Raw genomic sequence first — 17,847 nt, 5'->3', positions numbered from 1 at the left:
AGGAGAAAAATATGGCAGAATCCACACATTTTTACGAACTGTTCCAACCAACGCACTACAACGTGTACCTCGACATCAACCGGGCGACGAAGCTGATCTCCGGGACATCCACTATTACTGGTGACGCCAAGCAAGCTAACATCGCAATCCATCAGAAGTTTATGACCATCAGCGCCGTTAAAGCTGACGGCAAGGACGTGCCATTTACCTTTGACGACCAGAGCGAAGGCATCCACATCGACCTGGGTAAGACCGGCGAGACTACGGTAGCCATCGACTTCACCGCACCGCTGACCGACAGCATGATGGGAATTTACCCATCTTACTATGAACTCAACGGGGAGAAGAAGGAATTGATCGGCACGCAGTTTGAAACGACCGCTGCCCGCCAAGCCTTCCCATGTGTTGATGAACCCGAAGCCAAGGCTACATTTGACCTCGCTATCAAGTTCGACGAACACGCGGGTGAGACCGTCATCAGCAACATGCCTGAAGTGAAGGTTGTCAACGGGGTTCATTACTTTGACACCACGGTTCGCATGTCTTCCTACCTTATTGCCTTTGCTTTCGGGGAAATGCAGAGCAAATTGACCACCACTAAGAGTGGCGTCAAGGTCGGCGTTTTCTCCACCAAAGCACATCAGCCTAAGGAACTCGACTTTGCCTTGGATATTGCCAAGCGCTCTATCGAATTTTACGAAGACTTCTACCAGACGCCATATCCACTTCCTCATTCTTGGCAGTTGGCCTTGCCTGACTTCTCAGCCGGCGCCATGGAAAACTGGGGGTTGGTTACTTACCGGGAAGCCTACCTGGTCTTAGATCCCGACAACACCTCGTTTGAAACGAAGCAACGGGTCGCTACGGTTATCGCCCATGAATTGGCTCACCAATGGTTCGGTGACCTGGTGACCATGAAGTGGTGGGACGACCTCTGGTTGAACGAAAGTTTTGCCAACATGATGGAATACGTCGCTATCGACGCCATTGAACCCGACTGGCACATCTGGGAAGTCTTCCAGACGTCCGAAGCGCCAATGGCTCTGCAACGGGATGCCACTGACGGTGTCCAATCCGTTCACGTGCAGGTTGAAGATCCAGCCGAAATCGACGCACTGTTTGACAGTGCCATCGTTTATGCCAAGGGTGCACGGATGTTAGTTATGGTTCGCGCCTTGATCGGTGACGATGCCTTGCGGGCCGGGCTGAAGAACTACTTTGCCACCCACCATTACGGCAACGCTACTGGGGCTGATCTCTGGGCTGCTCTGGGTGCCGCTTCTGGCATGAACGTTGGGGCCATCATGACTTCTTGGCTCGAACAACCTGGTTATCCAGTCGTTTCCGCCGCAGTCGTCGATGGAAAATTGACCATCAACCAGCAACAATTCTTTGTCGGTGAAGGCAAGGATGCCGGCCGTCAATGGCAAGTGCCTTTGAATGGTAACTACGACGCTGTTCCTGAAATTTTAGCGGACAAGTCTGTGACCTTGGGCGACTACGCTGAATTGCGTCAGGCCAGCGGCAAGCCATTCCGCTTAAACGTCGGCAACAGCTCACACTTCATCGTGAAGTACGACGACACCTTGCTGCAAGACATCTTAGCTAACCTAGACTCCTTAGATGCAATTGCCCAATTGCAGTTGCTCCAAGACCTACGCTTATTGGCTGAAGGTCGGCAAATTTCTTACGCCGCTATCGTGCCATTGCTGAGTCGGTTTGCGGACAGTCAATCGACGGTCGTTAACGATGTGCTTTACGGTGTTGCTGGTAACCTACAGAAGTTTGTAACGCCAGAATCTGCCGAAGAAAAAGCCTTACGGGCATTGTTTGATCGTTTGAGTGCTAAACAAGTTGAACGGTTGAGCTGGACGCCTAAGGCCGGTGAATCTAACGACGACCAATTGACGCGGCCATTCGTTTTGAACGCGGCTTTGTACGCCAAGAATCCTGACTCGATTGCGTCTGCGCACAAGCTATTTGTTGCCCATAAAGACAACTTGGCTAGTTTGCCAGCGTCTGTCCGGGTCTTCATCTTGGCCAATGAAGTGGAAAACTTTAGCGATGCCCAAGTCTTCGACCAACTCTTGAACGATTACCGGAAGTCCAGTGACGCCAGCTACAAGGCTGACCTCGCTGCGGCCTTGCCAGCGACGCCGGATGCGACGTTGATTGCCAAATTGATCGGTGTCTTTGAGGACGCTGATACCGTTAAGCCCCAAGACTTGCGGGCTTGGTACCGCGGCGTGCTGAACAATTCCAAGGGTGAACAAGCCGCTTGGGATTGGATCAGAAACGATTGGCAATGGCTAGAGGACACGGTCGGTGGCGACATGGAATTCACCACGTACATCACCGTGACGACTGGTGTTTTCCACACACCAGAACGGTTGGCTGAATTTAAGGCCTTCTTCGAACCGAAATTGAATACGCCAGGGTTAACCCGGGAAATAACGATGGACACCAAGGTCATCGAAACCCGTGTCGCCTTGATTGAAGACGAAAAGACGGCTGTGAATGATGCCGTTGCTGAAGCTGTAAAATAAACATTTACGATGAAAGCTCACCGGAAGTTGATTTCTGGTGAGCTTTTTTGGTGGTCAATGATCGTTATAAGCTCGATAGTTGTCCCGATTATAATGATGGTTATGCTATACTGAATGCAACTATAATTAATGATAAATGAAAGAGCGTGACACCGACAAAACGGCTGACTCGTCGATGCCGGTGGGACGCTCTTTGATGTTGAACGAAAGAGGGGTGCCAATGGGTGCGATAGTGGACTATTTTCAATCGATTAAGATTCGGGGAATCGGCTGGATCTTATTAGTTCTGTTGTATTTACTTGCGAATCAACCGATTTTAATTATCACCTACATCTATGTGGCGGCCATGATGTTGGTACGGACATGGCTAGCGCAGTTTCCTAAGCCTGCTAAAATCGGACTGACCGTCGTCTATAGTCTGATGTTGGCGATTCAAATCGTCTTCGTTTCGGCGGTCGTCTTTCCGCTGCGGGGCTGGTCCGCTCTGTATTTTCTGGATAAGGTGGTTAGCGTTGTAATTGTGTTGCTACCACTGTGGGTCGAGCGTTTTGTGACGACGAATAACCAAGTTGCCTTTTATCTGCCAACCGTGGAAGAGGCAACGACCGTGAGCTTTGCGGAGTTGCGACGGAATACGGACAAGTTTTCGGATATTATGGCGGAGACGGCTGCGGCGAAAGATAAGGTGTCGGTGGCCCATTTGAAGACCATTTTAGCCGACTTGCCGCGGCACAGTGCCATGCGATACATCAACCACGGTACGCTCACGGACGATTATTTTGCGGCGGCTGAGGCCACGTTAGCCGATGAGCACCTCTACTTGGCGGTATCCAATACTGGAAGTGCGGCCAGTGAAATGATTTCGGTATTTACTCGTAAACAATTTAACCACGTGTCGTTGGCGTTTGACCGCGACTTGGCGACAATCATTTCCTATAACGGTGGGGACAATGTCTATCCGCCGGGGATGAATGCCGAAACGCTGGAGTTTTTCCATCAAAAGCAAGGGGCGTCGTTGCTCGTGTATAGTTTACTGGTGACGCGTGAGCAAAAGCAGTTCGTCTTGGATAAGATTGCTGAGATCAACCGGGAGGGGAGCGCCTATAACATGGTGGGCCTGGTGTCGCGGCATTCTGCCAGGCCCAATATCCTGTTTTGTTCACAGTTCGTCTATAAGATGCTGAAGCTGGCGGGCGTGGCTTACTTTGAGAAGCGCGATGGTGAGGTCCGGCCTACAGACTTTATTGAGCTGGACTATTATAAGAAGCTGGGCTTTGAGTATGAACTGAAGTTTTAGACTAAGGCTAAATGGGTGTGCTGCTTTAGTGGTTGTAGGGGTTATTGTTGGTAACGATAATTTTATGGATAATTGAAGCGGGTGTTCATTGCTGATGTAGCGGCGATGGACACCCGTTTTCGATTAAGTTGAGATTGTGCTATACACTGATAGGGTTAGGCAGTTATACTTGGTGGAACGTAAAGATTCTATGGCAGATGCGGTTCAAATTAGAATTAAGGGGGAAGTCAAATGTCTGTAGCGAAAAGCAATGATCTAAAACAAGTGATTGAAGTTAAAAGTAGGGCAGAACTGAAATATGTTATGAACCTGCTTGCCCCCCAAGACCAAGAAACTACTTTTGAGAAGCAATGCGAGCTTGATAAAATATCAGCGGCATTAAGCAGGGCCAACTTTGATGTATAAGATTAATATTAGAAAATTGCCAAGTGCTGTGGAGTTTTATCAGCATTTTGAATTCAAATATCTGCACATGAATTATGACCGGGTGGCGGTCTTTCCAGAAACGTATCCTTTATTTATTGGGATGCGTGACATTCGGGAGATTGTTCAGTAATTCAATAAAAAGCCTTCCCCGGATTGAGGAAGGCTTTACGTTTAATCGTTTAAATTGTACCGTAACTTCATGTGTTCAGAACCGAACGTGACCATGTCACCAAGCAACTTGGTCTGACGCGTGAAGGATTCGTTAGACAACTTTTCATTAGCGTCTTTCAAGATCTTCACGTCGGCACCATTCTTGATAGCGGCATCCGTGTCATTTTGAATCTTGCGGTAAGCACCCATGGCTTCCAAAGCAAAGGTGTTACGGAAGTCGACGTATAAGTCGTAGTCCGTGTCACCCAGCAAGGCCGTGGTGCAGCTTAACCAGTACATATGATTCAAGTTGAACGTGCCATCGGCATCCTTGTAAACGGCTGGCGTGTCGTCAACGTTGGCGTAGAAAGGAACGACCGTGTTGAACGTGTTGGCGCCAAAGGCTAACCAGTGAATACCGGCAATGCTGTCGGGCACATTATTTCTGATTTGGAGAATGTGCACATCGTGGTTCCGGTTGATTCCGATTGGACGGAACTTCGTCTTGTCGGCTTCAGATCCGTCACCGTAAACGTCGTATTTCGTGTTTTCAAAGTGAGAACTCAACACGTACTTAACGTCTTCAATGGAAATTTTCCGGTTCGCATGGCAGATGAATGGTAGGTCTTGGTCTTGCGGGTCCTGTTCGACATCAGGGGAGAAGTACTTTTGACCGAACCAAGCACGGGGGTTGTTGTAGACCGTGTCCTTAGTGGAAGCACTACCGAAGATGTGACGCAGGTTAACCGTGTCAAAATCAGGGTTTAAACTGTAGGTTTCAATCATGTCTTCCAAGTCATCGGAGGCCATGGTATCGTCAGCACTGAAATCAAAGAAGTCAATGTTCATCCGGTTAGGAGCGACGACGTAGGCATCATCTGGAATTCGCTTAGCAGCCCAGTGATGACCACCGATGGTTTCTAGCCACCAAATTTCGTTGTTGTCAGAGAAGGCAATCCCGTTTGGTTCGTAAGTCCCATATTCCTTCAGGAGACTGCCCAAACGTTCAACCCCTTCGCGCGCGCTGTGAATGTATGGCAAGACCAACGTGACCAAATCTTCTTCGCCGATACCGCCAGCAACGTAAGGGTCGATGCCCAAGATGCGAGAGTTAGTGGTAATCGTTTCAGTCGCGGACATGGCGATGTTGTCGCTGTTGATACCAGCGGCTGGCCAGATACCGTTCGTTAGGATTGAGTTTGGAATGGACGTATAACGTAATGGATTATCGGGTAATTTAACCTCGACACCACTGATAACAGCCTTGTAGTCGCGGGGCTGGTCGGCAGGGTTAACAACGACAAACTTTTCAGGATCGAGGGCTTCGTGGCCATCGTCGTTCCGTGAAATAATCGTTGACCCATCGAGTGACGCCTTTTTCCCAACCAAAATGGTGGTACATGAACCTTTAATTCGTTTTTCCATGAATGCAGCACTCCTTTTAACCCGTATTATATCATTGAAGCGTGGTGGAAGAGAAGTGGTTGTATAGATGTTGCCAGGAGTTGACCAATAAAAAGGGGCCGCAATGAAGGCGACCGCAATTTACTCATCATTTTTAGTTTGGTGTAGTTCTTGCAGCAAGTTCCGTAATTCTTGATTCTGTTTTTCAATGGCAGTCAGTTGCTTGGTAACGCGTTGGTATTCGGAAGACTTGCCGCGGTTAGCGAAGTAGGTGGTAATGGTACTGGTCAGCGCGCCGATAAAGCCGATACCGACCAACATGAGAATTGTGGCGGCTACTTTGCCAATGGCTGTATGTGGGGCGACATCACCATAGCCGACCGTTGTGGCCGTGGCGATGGCCCACCAGAGGGCTTCTCCCCAGGAAACGTGCTCGGCATAGGAATAGAGGGTAGCGGCCAGAATCAAAATAGCCATGCAGGCCCAGACCAGATAGATAAAGCCGTTGGTGCGTAGAAATCGTTTCAAAGTATGGCGAAGCTTGCCGATGAAGCCGACTAAGCGGACGAACCGGAATAGTCGGATGAGTCGAAATAGACGGGTAACCCGTGCTAGACGGAAGAAACTGAAGATGGTACTCAGCGGAATGATGGCTAGTAGATCGAAAATATTTTGCCGAAAGAAGGTCCACTTCCGTTTAGCCTGACCGAACCGGACAACGTAGTCCACGGTAAAAACGGCGAGAATGGTATCGTCCATCACGGACCAGGGCCAGTCTTGAATGTGAATGAGGTTGGAGAAGTCAAGAATAGCCAGGGTAATGGACCAGAGCGCCAAAATAACAACGCCAATGTTGTATGCTTTTTGCCAACGGTTCACACGACTCACCCCCTTAATCGTGTTAAGTATGACAGGTTGAAACGTAGGCACACAAGGGGATGGCTCGGTAGTGGAGGTGGGCTAACTATACCGGTTGTCGACCAATTTAGTTCATAATCACAATATAAAATACGGATTAATCCTTTACGGGGTGTTTTAATTGTGGTAACGTTTACAACTGGAGGAGATACATATTTCGGGGAGGAAACAAAGTATGAATCACATGATGAAGACAGGATTAACCGTTGTGCTGGGAACAATGTTATTTGGTAGCATGGGAGCACCAATTGTTGCTAACGCGGCAAGTAAAACGATTTATGGAACTAAGGTCCCTTTGAAAGGTGCTAGCAATGTTCAGGATATGGGGGGCATCAAGACTAAAAATGGCCATCGGATTAAAGCTCATCGAATCATCCGGTCGAACAAGATGATCAACTACACGAAGAATGATGTGAAGGTCATTAAATCAACGTATAAGTTGAAAACGGTGGTTGATTTCCGTTCGGGTAATGAGATCAAGAACACACCAGATGTTAAGATTACTAATGTAAAATATATTAAAGATGGTGTCGTCAAGGATTCTAACTTCGGGGGTAACTCACAAGCAGAATTTGCCCAGCAGTTAGCAACTATGGATCCTAATCATATGCCAGAGTTCTACCAGGGATTAGTCAGCGATAAGATTTCAATTAAAGGCTACAAGGTCTTCTTCAATCAATTACTGAAGCAGAAGCAGGGGGCAACACTTTTCCACTGTACAGATGGTAAAGATCGTACTGGTATTGGTGCAATGCTCTTCTTATCTGCAATGGGTGTCAGCAAGCAGACCATTATGAAAGAATACCTACGTTCCAACCATAACTTGGCTAAGGAAAATAAGATTGCCATTTCAGCTATGGATAAGGTGACAACGAATAAGAATGCACGGGCAAACTTCCGTCGGTTGAAGGCAGTTAAAAAATCATATCTGAACGCAGCCTACAAGACGATTGACAAGAAGTATGGTTCAGTTGATAACTTTTTGAAGACTCAAATTGGATTGAATGCCCACAAAAAGGCGCAATTACGGGCAATGTATTTGACGAAGTAACTAAAATGTAAACTCCTCCAAAAAGGTTCTGAACGTTGACTTGTTCAGAACCTTTTTTGGAAGGTGTATGGAAAGCGTTAGTTAGAAAATCACTCATGCGCCGAAGTTTATTTTATCGAAAAATTTCGGCATGCGACCCAATGTCGATGAGGTAGACCTCGTGTTTGGACGGAATCTTAATAAAGACCAGCAGATGGTCACCATTATGGCCATCGAAATGAAGTTCCATCACGGAAAGATGCAGATCTTCTTGGGGATACTTGGCGTTTAAACTATGAATTAGCTTTGTATTGGCATGAATAGCGTGGGCATAGAAATACCTGGGAATACGTTGCTCATCAAGGAGCAGCGTCATAACCTTATTCCAGGGTGACGGGCCGCTACTTTCAGTTGTTTTAAAGATTGGCCGCCAGCGCGGATTCTTTCTAATACGTTTGAAATTTTTCTTGAAACGTCGGGTAAAAAATATCTGAGCTTTAGTCTTCATTAGAGAGGGCGGCATTTAGGGAATCTAAGTCCGAATAACCTTGGAGCTTGTGTGTATTTGATTGATTAATAACTTCTTGAAGGGAGTCATTAACCTTCTGATTGACAACTTCTAGGGCATTATCGAACTTGCCATTAGCGACATTGGTCATCATAATTCGAGTGAAATCAGAAATAGTCAGCCCATTTTGTTTTAATTTAGTTTCTGCTTTTTGCTTAATATCAGCATCAATCCGAACTTGAATTCTTGCGACAGCGGTCATTGAAACCCCTTCTTTCAATTTGTACTCCGATTGTAGCACATAGTTTGGGATTCTTCTAAAAAAATGTTTTAAATTGTTGATAGTGATCCACTCCTTTTAGCTATTTAGTCTGATATAGATAACTCCGTATTTTACCGTTGTTTATTTTTTGTTAGTCAAAAAAACTGAGTCGATGTTCACGCATCAACTCAGTTCAAGTGTATTAAATTAAGCTTCCATTGCCATTTCTGGCGTCAGGCCATCAATGAGTCCCTGCGTGGCCGTGGGGAAGGCGAAGATTAGACGACTCAGATCCGTGGCATCTAGTCGTTGCTCAATGACTATGACCAACATCTTGATCAAGTCAGGGGCATCCATGCCATAGATAGCAGCACCGGCTAAATGGTTCGTTTGGTCCAAGACAACCGTAATCTCGGCATCCGTTTCATTTTTATATTCAAATGCAAATAATCAGCCATAAGGAATTGTTTACACAAAGTCCTTTTCAGCGTTGGCGGTGGCTTCATCCACCGTCACGCCGACTTGAGCTAACCGTGGCAGACTGAAAAGGACACTGGGGATGACCGGGTAAGCGATGGGGGCTGTGTCACCTAAGATTTGACGGGCAATGTAGTTGGCTTCAAACGTTGTGGTCGGTGTCAGCTTTGGCAATTGCTTGTCGATGACATCGCCACTAGCGTAAATATTATCGCCATTGGCCCGCAAATGCTCATCGACTTCAATACCATTGGCGTTACTGTGAATGCCGGCATTTTCCAAGCCCAAGTGCATCACATTTGGTTCGTGACCTGTCGCGTCAAGAACATAGTTGGTGGCAATCTTCACGCCATTGGCGGTGGCGATGGTGTAGCCATCGGTCGTCACATCGACGGCGAGGACCGTTTCGTTGAAGTAAAAGGTGGCGCCGGCTGCCTCCATTTTAGCAATGAGCTTGGTTGCTTGATCGAAACTAAAACCTTTTACCTCGCGCGAACCGCGGTCGATAATTGTCGCCTGAGCCCCCAACTGCATAATCAATGCGGCAAATTCCAGGGAAATAATGCCGGCACCAATGAGAGTCACGTGATCGGGTAATTCGGGTAGCTCAAGAAATTCACGGCTATCGTGCATGAACTCGCGGCCACTAATTTGCAACCGTTTGGAATGCTGACCAGTCCCAATAACAATGTTTGTGGCGCGGATAATTTCGCCATTAACTTGAATGCAGTGGTTCCCCATGAGAACGGCAGAGCCATGGATAATATCGATTCCCATCTGATTAAAGAGGGCCGTCATTTGGTTGGGAAGGGAATCAATAACGCGATGTTTGTAGGCCATGAAGCTTTTCCAATCAACAATAGTTGCAGTTGTCACCCCTTGGTCATGGTAATTCTTAAGCTGTGTGAGCAATTCAGAGGGGCCATCTAGTAAGCTTTTAGCATCGCAACCATAGTTGATGCAGGTGCCAGCAACCATGTCCCGTTCGATGAGAACGACTGATTTGCCTGCTTGCTTGAGTGTAACAGCGGTATGCCAAGTTGCGTGACCACTGCCGATAAGGGCGACGTCGTAATTTGTTTCTGTCATTGATTGAAAAACCTCGTTTTCTAAAATTTTAGTCGTGCACGATTGATACGAGTGAAGAAAAGATGCTACTTGAGCATCCTTTGTAGGGTAGCAATCAGTTCATGGTTCATAGCCAGGGTATCGTTGTATTTACTAACGTCAATGTTTTGCTGGACAACACATTGATGGATAGCGGTAAATATTTCTGGTTTCGCATCCCGTGCCTGTTCAGTCAGGGAGACAATTAATTGCCGGTGGTCGGTGGCTGGCAGACTACGTGTCAACCAACCGTTTGCTTCCATCCGCTTCAATAAAGGTGTCAGAGTATTGCTACCAAAGTCGAGACGTTCCCCCAGCTTATGTAGCGGTTGCCGATCTTCTTCCCATAACGAGAGTAAAACCAGGTACTGCGGATAAGTCAGCTGAAACGGTTCGAGCGCCTGCTTATAAAACTTGGTAAATAGGCGACTAGCGTGGTAGACCGAGAAACATAATTGGTTGGTTAAGGTCATATCGTCTGGTTCCATGCGCGATCACTCCAATTCAATTGCGTACGATTTAATTTACTATAGGCTAGTTCATCTTAGCTGTCAACTATATTCGGTGAACATTACAGACGATGTTGGTTTAATTAATATCTAAATAGTTAGCTTGTTATAAGGGCTACAAACTGCCTGAAATCGTTACCTTTTCCTGGTACGACGGTTTTACACGGTAATTAGAAACTGTCCATATCGTTAGAAATGTGAGGGTGATTGTGATTTGATTTGATGGGTAATTTATTATAAAAAATTTTTATGTTAATGCTGTAATATCATCAGGGCAATTTAGAAAGATTAAAGATTTCATTGCGAGCATGTGTTGGAAAGTTACATGGCGTTCGGTTGTATTACTTGGCCTTAGCCTTTAGAATAGAAATATTGAGTAGGACTATATAAAGAAGAAACGATTATTTAAGGAGCCAGCAATGATAGATTTAGCGGCAGCACAACAAGTATTAAAGACAACGTTTGGTTACGACGAATTCCGTCCGGGCCAACGTGCAGTGATCGAACATGTGCTGGCTGGGGACAGTAGCCTAGCTATTATGCCCACGGGTGGGGGAAAGTCCCTGTGTTATCAAATCCCAGCGATGCTGTTTGCGGGAATTACGGTAGTTGTGTCCCCACTGATCTCCTTGATGAAGGATCAGGTCGATGCGTTAATTGATAGTGGCATTCCGGCAACCTTTATCAACAGTTCGCTGGAATGGCCAGAGATTCAGGAACGGTTGGCGGCGTTACACGATGGCGCCTACAAATTGCTGTATGTTGCCCCCGAGCGTTTGGATTCAGCAGCCTTTATTCAGGCCTTGGGACGCTTACCAATCGATCTATTGGCCGTGGATGAAGCACACTGTATTTCACAATGGGGCCATGACTTTCGGCCCAGTTACCTTGCGCTAAGCACGGCGATTGAACAGTTGCCGACCCAACCGCAAGTGTTAGCACTCACGGCGACGGCCACGGAACAGGTAGCAGACGACATTCGGCAGCAGCTAAAGATTGCGCCACAAAATGAGGTCAATACCGGATTTGCTCGTGATAATCTCAATCTAACGGTGGTTAAAAACCAAGATACTGATCGTTACATTTTAGACTACTTGAAGGTTAATTCTGGTGAAACGGGAATCATTTATGCCAGCACGCGCAAGGAAGTTGAGCGGCTGACGAAGATGTTAACGCGTCATCACGTTCAGACCGCGGCTTATCATGCGGGACTGCCCGATGAAGAGCGGCGACAGAACCAAGAAGACTTCCTATATGACCGAATTCAGGTCATGGTCGCAACTAATGCGTTTGGAATGGGCATCGACAAAAGCAATGTCCGGTTTGTGATTCACGCGCAGGTTCCGGGAACGCTGGAGGCTTACTATCAAGAGGCAGGGCGTGCCGGTCGGGATGGCTTGCCAAGTGAAGCTATTCTGCTGTATCGAGCACAGGACTTACAGATTCAACGGTTCTTTATTGATCAATCTGAAGAAATGGATGAGGAACATCGGCAGCGGTCCTATCATAAATTGCAGGTCATGAGCCAATACGCCAATACACAAGGTTGCCTCCAACAGTTCATTTTGAGCTATTTTGGTGAGGAGTCGGAACCATGTGGCCGATGCAGCAACTGTCTGGATGATCGAGAAGCACAAGATGTGACCACTGCGGCGCAAAAGGTGTTGTCATGTGTTGTTCGCTTGCGGTCACGTTATGGTAAGGGAATTGTGGCCCAGGTCCTGACGGGAGCACACAACCAGCGCATTCGTGAGAACCATTTGGAGGAGTTGCCCACGTATGGCATCATGCAAGGGCAGCGTCAAAAGAGTGTCGGCGAACTAATCGACTTTCTTTCCGCGGCAGGGTATCTACAGAGTGTTGGTGGTCAGTACCCGACATTGCAGGTTACGGCTAATGGTGCGGCGGTACTCAAGGGGGAAGAACAGGTTTATCGTAAGATGGCCCGGCAGGTTAAGCGGCTAGTGCCAGAGAACGATGAACTCTTTGGTAAGCTCCGTGAGTTACGGCGCAGTCTAGCCGAGGAACAGCACGTGCCGCCGTTCGTTATCTTCTCGGACAAGTCACTCCATGGCATGTGTGAAGTGCTACCGACGAGTGATGAAGAATTTCTATCCGTAAAGGGTGTTGGTCAGAGCAAATTGGAGAAGTATGGCGAGACATTTATGGATGTTATCCGGGAAAATAAATAAAGTTATAGTCTAAGAAGCAGGCCGGTTTCCTCAACCGACCTGCTTCTTTTATTTTGGGGACTTTTCACTTTGTTTAGGGCCTTGACTATGGTAATCTAGACTTCCATTGTGTCGTCAAGCCAATCAGATGGAGGTTATGTCCATGTCAGATCCAGAATTTATTGAGATTGTAAATGACCGTGAGAACAACCTGAAGAATGTTAGTCTACGGATTCCTAAGAATAAATTAACCGTGTTTACCGGTGTTTCCGGGTCAGGGAAGTCATCCATTGTGTTTGATACGATTGCGCAGGAGGCCGGTCGCCAGCTAAATAGTACATATGACAGTTTTACGCGGCTCTATTTACCGCATTACCACCGACCAGACGTTGATGAGGTGCATAACCTATCAACGGCCATTGTGATTGACCAGAAACCGCTGGGGGGCAATGCCCGCTCAACTCTGGGAACCGTCAGCGATATCAATGCCTTGTTCCGAATCCTGTTTTCTCGATTTGGTCGACCACAGTACGGTCAGGCCAGCAATGCCTTTTCCTTCAATGATCCGGCGGGGATGTGTCCCACCTGTGAGGGGATTGGGAAAACCTACGTCCTCCAGCGCGATGCTGCACTGGACCAGAGCAAATCTTTGGCAGACGGTGCGATTCAGTTGCCAGGGTACAATGTCACGTCTTATTACTATCAAACGTTGGTCGCTACCGGTTTGTTTGACTTGGACAGGCCAGTTAAGGATTTCACAGCTGACGAAATGAATCTGTTACTAAACGGTGAACCAACTGAAGTGACTGTTGCTTACCGGGGATCACAACTAAAGGCGAAGTTTGAAGGTATTGAGCAGCAATTTTACCGGCAGAACTTGAAAACGAGTCAGGGAATCAGTGATGGCGCCCGTAAGAAAATCGAAAAATTTGCGGCGATGAGTCCTTGCCCGGATTGCCAAGGCCAACGGTACAACCCACAGGTGCTAGCTTCTAAGATTAAGGGGTATAACTTGTTTGAATTGACCGATATGCAATTGAATCAGTTAGTAGCGGTTTTAAACGAACTCACAGACGAGCGGATGACCGGTTTGATCAGTAGCATTCGTGAACGAGTTCAAGGTCTAATTGATGTGGGATTGGATTATCTGAGCCTCACCCGAGAATCGACGACTTTGTCCGGTGGTGAATCGCAGCGAGTCAAGACGGTCAAATACTTAGCCAACAGCCTGACGAACCTGATTTATATTTTGGATGAGCCTAGTACAGGACTTCATCCACGCGACGTCCACCGACTAAATGACCTGTTGATCAAATTGCGTAGCAAAGGCAATACGGTTCTTGTTGTTGAGCACGATCCTGATGTGATCAAAGTGGCCGATTATGTCGTGGATGTAGGCCCTAAGGCCGGGACTCATGGCGGTCAGATTATGTTTACAGGGACCTACCCAGAGCTATTGGCATCTGATACGTTAACTGGGAAGTACTTATTACGGCATTTGCCAGAGAATCCGCAGCCACGGACACCCAAGCAATTTATCACGAGTCAGCCGAGTCGTTTGCACAATTTGAAGGATGCCGTGTTAAATGTTCCCCAAGGACTCTTCACTGTTGTGACCGGGGTAGCCGGATCTGGCAAGAGTACGTTAGTCGAACAGGTCTTTGCGCCGGAACATCCGGAGGCGATTCGAATTGATCAGCGTCCCCTGCATGCCAATAGTCGATCGAACCCGGCCACCTACATTGGGGTGATGAACGATATTCGAAAGTTGCTGGCGGACGAGAATAGCGTGAGCGACAGCCTATTTAGTTATAACTCAAAGGGCGCCTGCCCACAGTGTGGTGGGAAGGGCATCATCGAGCTGAACCTGTCATTCATGGAAAATGCCACGGTTGAATGTTCCTTGTGTCACGGTGGCCGTTTCGACCCGCAGGTATTGACGTATCAGTATCAGCAGCAGAATATTGTCGATATTATGACTATGACGGTCGAAGATGCAGCTGAGTTTTTCAAGGGGACCAAGGTTGCTACTAAACTGCAACGGGTGCTTGAAGTCGGTCTGGGCTACCTGGCCTTGGGTCAACCACTGAATACCTTATCTGGTGGCGAGGGACAACGCTTAAAGATTGCCAAAGAGCTAAGTAAGAAGGGGAATATCTATATTTTGGATGAGCCGACAACGGGGTTGCACCCTTCGGACATTACCGTAACCATCCAAATCATCAATAAGTTAGTGAATAAAGGGAACACGGTTATCGTGATTGAACACAATCTCGACGTGATGCGTAGTGCCGATTGGCTGATCGATATTGGACCTGATGGTGGTGCCAACGGGGGCGAAGTGCTCTACGAGGGACCGGTAAATGGGATTCATAAGGCACAGCGGTCAGTTACGGCGGACTACCTTTAACCCAAATTAAAAGAGCCGATGACATTTCTGCCATCGACTCTTTTTAGGTTAGTGACTAACCACTAATCGCTGACCTTGATCCGGAACATATTCCAAGATAAGGGTTGTAACGTGGTGCTCAAGACGTTGCCGTCTAAGTGAACATCGTTATTTGGTTGAATGGCCATCGTTTGGTCTTCGTTAGTCTGCTTGATGTCGTAGCCGTAGAATTGGGTTGCTTCAACAACTTCCTTAGCCTTTAAGTCACGCAGATCGGTACTAAAGTCCATGGCGTCTTCACCCTTGTTTTCGGCAAAGACGACGACTTCGCCATCTTCCTGGTTGTAAACGGCCAGGCTGTCCAAGTAAGGAACATCCTTGAAGTCCTTGCTGTCGTAGGTGGCGGATTCTTGTTTAGGAGCTAAGGCCACACCGCGACCGTACTTGGAGACCTGCATGAATGGGAAGAAGATGGATTGTAACCAGACACCGTTGTCATCCGTCATGATTGGTGCGATGACGTTGACGAGTTGGGCGAGGCAGGCAATCTTGACCCGGTCGGCATGCTTCAGCAACGTAATCAGCATGGTGCCGACCATCAAGGCGTCTTCAAAGTTATAGTGATCTTCCAGCAAATGTGGCGCTTGTTGCCATGGCGTTGCTTCGTCGTCTTGTTTGTGGGAGTGGTACCAAACATTCCACTCGTCCAGTGCCAAATTAATGGTCTTGTCACTGTGTTTACGGGCCTTAACGGCATCACAAACAGAAACGATACCACCGATAAATTCGTCGAAGTCGACTGACTTGGCTAAGAAATTATGCAAATCATTTTCTTCGTTGCCGTAGTAACGGTGAAGGGAGAGATAGTCAACGTCATCGTAAGTGTGGTCGAGGACCGTTTCTTCCCAGCTGCCAAACGTAGCCATTTCACGGGTAGAACTCCCACTAACGACCAAGTCGATATCGGGGTCAACGAGGCGCATGACCTTAGCTGTTTCGTGAGCTAAGCGACCGTATTCTTCGGCGTTCTTGTGGCCAATCTGCCAGTCACCATCCATTTCGTTACCCAGGCACCAAGTCTTGATGTTAAATGGTTTGTCAGCACCATTCTTTTTCCGCAGGTCACTCCAGTAGGTGCCACCGGGGAAGTTACAGTATTCGATGAGGTTGCGTGCAGCGTCGATGCCGCGGCTCCCTAAGTTGACGGCCATGTCTGGACGGGTGCCAGTCTGCTTGGTCCACTTCATGAATTCATGGAGACCAAATTGATTGGTTTCGATGCTCCGCCAAGCGAGATCGAGACGAGTTGGTCGGTCTTCCTTGGGACCAACGCTATCTTCCCAGTTGAAGCCGGAGACAAAGTTCCCACCGGGGTAGCGAATCAAGTCGATATTTAAGTCTTTGACGGCCTTAACGACGTCTTGCCGGAAGCCGTTTTCGTCGGACTTGGCATTTCCTGGGTTATAAAGACCGTCGTAAACGGCGCGGCCGAGGTGTTCGATTAAAGCGCTGTAGACCCGGTCGTCAATCTTTGAAATTTGATTGCTGGGGTCAACGGTTAATTTTCCTTGCATGAAAAAACCTCCATTAGATAATGATTATTTGTAATTGTAGGGAACGGGCTTGCCGAAGTTCGGCGTCCCATCACCGTTCCAAGTGAACGGTTGAACCATCGTGTGCCGGTTCGGGTCGTACAGTGGATCGCCTTTGATATCGGTGTAGTTCCGACAATGGTAGACCAGCATGTCGGTCTCGTTGTCTTCGGCGACCGTAAATGAGTTGTGACCAGGGCCGTATTGCTGAATAGGCATGTTGCTTTGGAAAACGGGGGTCGTGGACTTTGACCAATTCGAAGCGTCGAGCAGGTCGGCGTCTTCGGGAACCGTCAGCATACCCATGGCGTAGTTTTCGTCGGTAGCACTGGCAGAGTAGGTGAGGAAGAAACGGCCGTTACGATGCAAGATGGCGGGGCCTTCGTTTACCCAGAAAATCTTGGTTTCCCAGTCGTATTCAGGCTTCGTCAGCATAACTGGCTTGGTCTTTAGCGTCCAAGGATTCTCCATTTCCGCAATATAAATGTTGGAGTTTCCCTTAATAGCGGGATCTTTTTGCGCCCAGACGTAGTACAACTTGTTTTGGGCTTCGAAAACGGTCGCATCAAGCGCAAAGGTATCCATTGGCGTTTCAATCTGGCCACGTTCTACCCAGTCGGCTTCATCGCGCATTGGGTCAGCGTTGTCGCATTCGATGCAATACATCCGGTGTTGGAACATGCCGTTGTGATCGAATTCCTTGGTGTGAGATGCGGCGAAGTAGATGAACCATTTGCCGTCTATGTAATGAATTTCGGGTGCCCAGATCAGTTGGCTCATAGGGCCGCTGCCATCTGGGTGCTTCCGCCATACGGTGCGGGGGGCAGCATTTGCTAAGCCATTTAAGGTCTTCGCCCGCCGAATCTCGATTAAGTTGTAAGCAGGAACGGAGGCTGTAAAGTAATAGTAGCCGTCGGTGTGCTTGTAAATGTACGGGTCAGCCCGCTGAACAATTAGTGGGTTGATGTAATCCTGTGCCTGTACCATAAGATTAGTCGCTCCTTTTAGAAATATTTGTAAGTACTTAGGAAAGAAGGCTCTTCAATAAATACTAATAAATA

General features: G+C 47.7%; 15 protein-coding genes and 1 pseudogene. 7 read left to right on the top strand and 9 right to left on the bottom strand.

The features are described from left to right. Nucleotides 1-11: 11 nt before the first annotated feature. From JUF10_RS03955 to JUF10_RS03940, 4 genes are all read left to right on the top strand, one after another. Complete coding sequence (locus JUF10_RS03955; RefSeq protein WP_203640914.1) at nt 12-2,546, top strand: M1 family metallopeptidase; 2,535 nt, start codon at nt 12-14, stop codon at nt 2,544-2,546. A gap of 220 nt (nt 2,547-2,766) precedes the next feature. Then, entirely contained in the window at nt 2,767-3,843 is a 1,077-nt protein-coding gene (locus JUF10_RS03950) for a hypothetical protein (RefSeq protein WP_203640913.1), read from the top strand. A gap of 231 nt (nt 3,844-4,074) precedes the next feature. Then, a complete protein-coding gene (locus tag JUF10_RS03945) occupies nt 4,075-4,248 on the top strand; it encodes a hypothetical protein (RefSeq protein WP_203640912.1) in 174 nt (57 codons plus the stop codon). Next, entirely contained in the window at nt 4,241-4,399 is a 159-nt protein-coding gene (locus JUF10_RS03940) for a hypothetical protein (RefSeq protein WP_203640911.1), read from the top strand. The genes JUF10_RS03945 and JUF10_RS03940 overlap by 8 nt, the downstream gene beginning before the upstream one ends. Before the next feature lie 41 nt (nt 4,400-4,440). Here the strand turns inward: JUF10_RS03940 and JUF10_RS03935 are convergent, their stop codons facing one another. Then, nucleotides 4,441-5,844: a C69 family dipeptidase gene (locus tag JUF10_RS03935; RefSeq protein ID WP_203640910.1), complete on the bottom strand. Its 1,404-nt coding sequence runs from the start codon at nt 5,842-5,844 to the stop codon at nt 4,441-4,443. A 120-nt stretch (nt 5,845-5,964) separates the two neighbouring features. Continuing rightward, the gene (locus tag JUF10_RS03930) at nt 5,965-6,702 is read right to left on the bottom strand and encodes an ion transporter (protein ID WP_203640909.1); all 738 of its coding nucleotides are present in this window, start codon (nt 6,700-6,702) and stop codon (nt 5,965-5,967) included. 214 nt (nt 6,703-6,916) lie between these two features. On the opposite strand from JUF10_RS03930, the gene JUF10_RS03925 reads away from it, so the two are divergent. Beyond that, nucleotides 6,917-7,792, top strand: a complete 876-nt coding sequence (locus JUF10_RS03925; RefSeq protein ID WP_203640908.1) for a tyrosine-protein phosphatase — start codon at nt 6,917-6,919, stop codon at nt 7,790-7,792. Nucleotides 7,793-7,904: 112 nt separating this feature from the next. On the opposite strand, the gene JUF10_RS14250 is transcribed toward JUF10_RS03925, so the two are convergent. The 5 genes and pseudogenes from JUF10_RS14250 to JUF10_RS03905 form a co-directional block, all read right to left on the bottom strand. Beyond that, nucleotides 7,905-8,147: a hypothetical protein gene (locus JUF10_RS14250; RefSeq protein ID WP_373301268.1), complete on the bottom strand. Its 243-nt coding sequence runs from the start codon at nt 8,145-8,147 to the stop codon at nt 7,905-7,907. Between the two features lie 121 nt (nt 8,148-8,268). After that, nucleotides 8,269-8,541: a type II toxin-antitoxin system RelB/DinJ family antitoxin gene (locus tag JUF10_RS03915; RefSeq protein WP_203640906.1), complete on the bottom strand. Its 273-nt coding sequence runs from the start codon at nt 8,539-8,541 to the stop codon at nt 8,269-8,271. Between the two features lie 207 nt (nt 8,542-8,748). Beyond that, nucleotides 8,749-8,964: pseudogene (locus JUF10_RS14075) on the bottom strand (oxidoreductase dimerization domain-containing protein); the annotation flags it as partial. A 45-nt stretch (nt 8,965-9,009) separates the two neighbouring features. Beyond that, the gene (locus JUF10_RS03910) at nt 9,010-10,107 is read right to left on the bottom strand and encodes an FAD-dependent oxidoreductase (RefSeq protein ID WP_236008151.1); all 1,098 of its coding nucleotides are present in this window, start codon (nt 10,105-10,107) and stop codon (nt 9,010-9,012) included. 65 nt (nt 10,108-10,172) lie between these two features. Then, complete coding sequence (locus tag JUF10_RS03905) at nt 10,173-10,613, bottom strand: MarR family winged helix-turn-helix transcriptional regulator (RefSeq protein ID WP_203640905.1); 441 nt, start codon at nt 10,611-10,613, stop codon at nt 10,173-10,175. 440 nt (nt 10,614-11,053) lie between these two features. On the opposite strand from JUF10_RS03905, the gene recQ reads away from it, so the two are divergent. Together recQ and JUF10_RS03895 are read left to right on the top strand one after the other, a co-directional pair. After that, nucleotides 11,054-12,826 (top strand): DNA helicase RecQ, encoded by a 1,773-nt coding sequence (gene recQ, locus JUF10_RS03900; protein WP_203640904.1) that lies wholly within the window; start codon nt 11,054-11,056, stop codon nt 12,824-12,826. A gap of 142 nt (nt 12,827-12,968) precedes the next feature. Then, nucleotides 12,969-15,215: an ATP-binding cassette domain-containing protein gene (locus JUF10_RS03895; RefSeq protein ID WP_203640903.1), complete on the top strand. Its 2,247-nt coding sequence runs from the start codon at nt 12,969-12,971 to the stop codon at nt 15,213-15,215. Nucleotides 15,216-15,277: 62 nt separating this feature from the next. Here JUF10_RS03895 and arfA read toward each other — a convergent pair whose 3' ends face one another. Continuing rightward, entirely contained in the window at nt 15,278-16,768 is a 1,491-nt protein-coding gene (gene arfA / locus JUF10_RS03890) for an arabinosylfuranosidase ArfA (RefSeq protein WP_203640902.1), read from the bottom strand. 24 nt (nt 16,769-16,792) lie between these two features. After that, entirely contained in the window at nt 16,793-17,773 is a 981-nt protein-coding gene (locus tag JUF10_RS03885; RefSeq protein WP_203640901.1) for a glycoside hydrolase family 43 protein, read from the bottom strand. Between the last annotated feature and the right edge of the window lie 74 nt (nt 17,774-17,847).

Origin of the sequence: Levilactobacillus andaensis (genome assembly GCF_016861695.1) — a bacterium.
Lineage (GTDB): Bacteria > Bacillota > Bacilli > Lactobacillales > Lactobacillaceae > Levilactobacillus > Levilactobacillus andaensis.
Note: the sequence above shows the minus strand (reverse complement) of the source record. Positions and strands in the feature narration are given on the sequence as shown.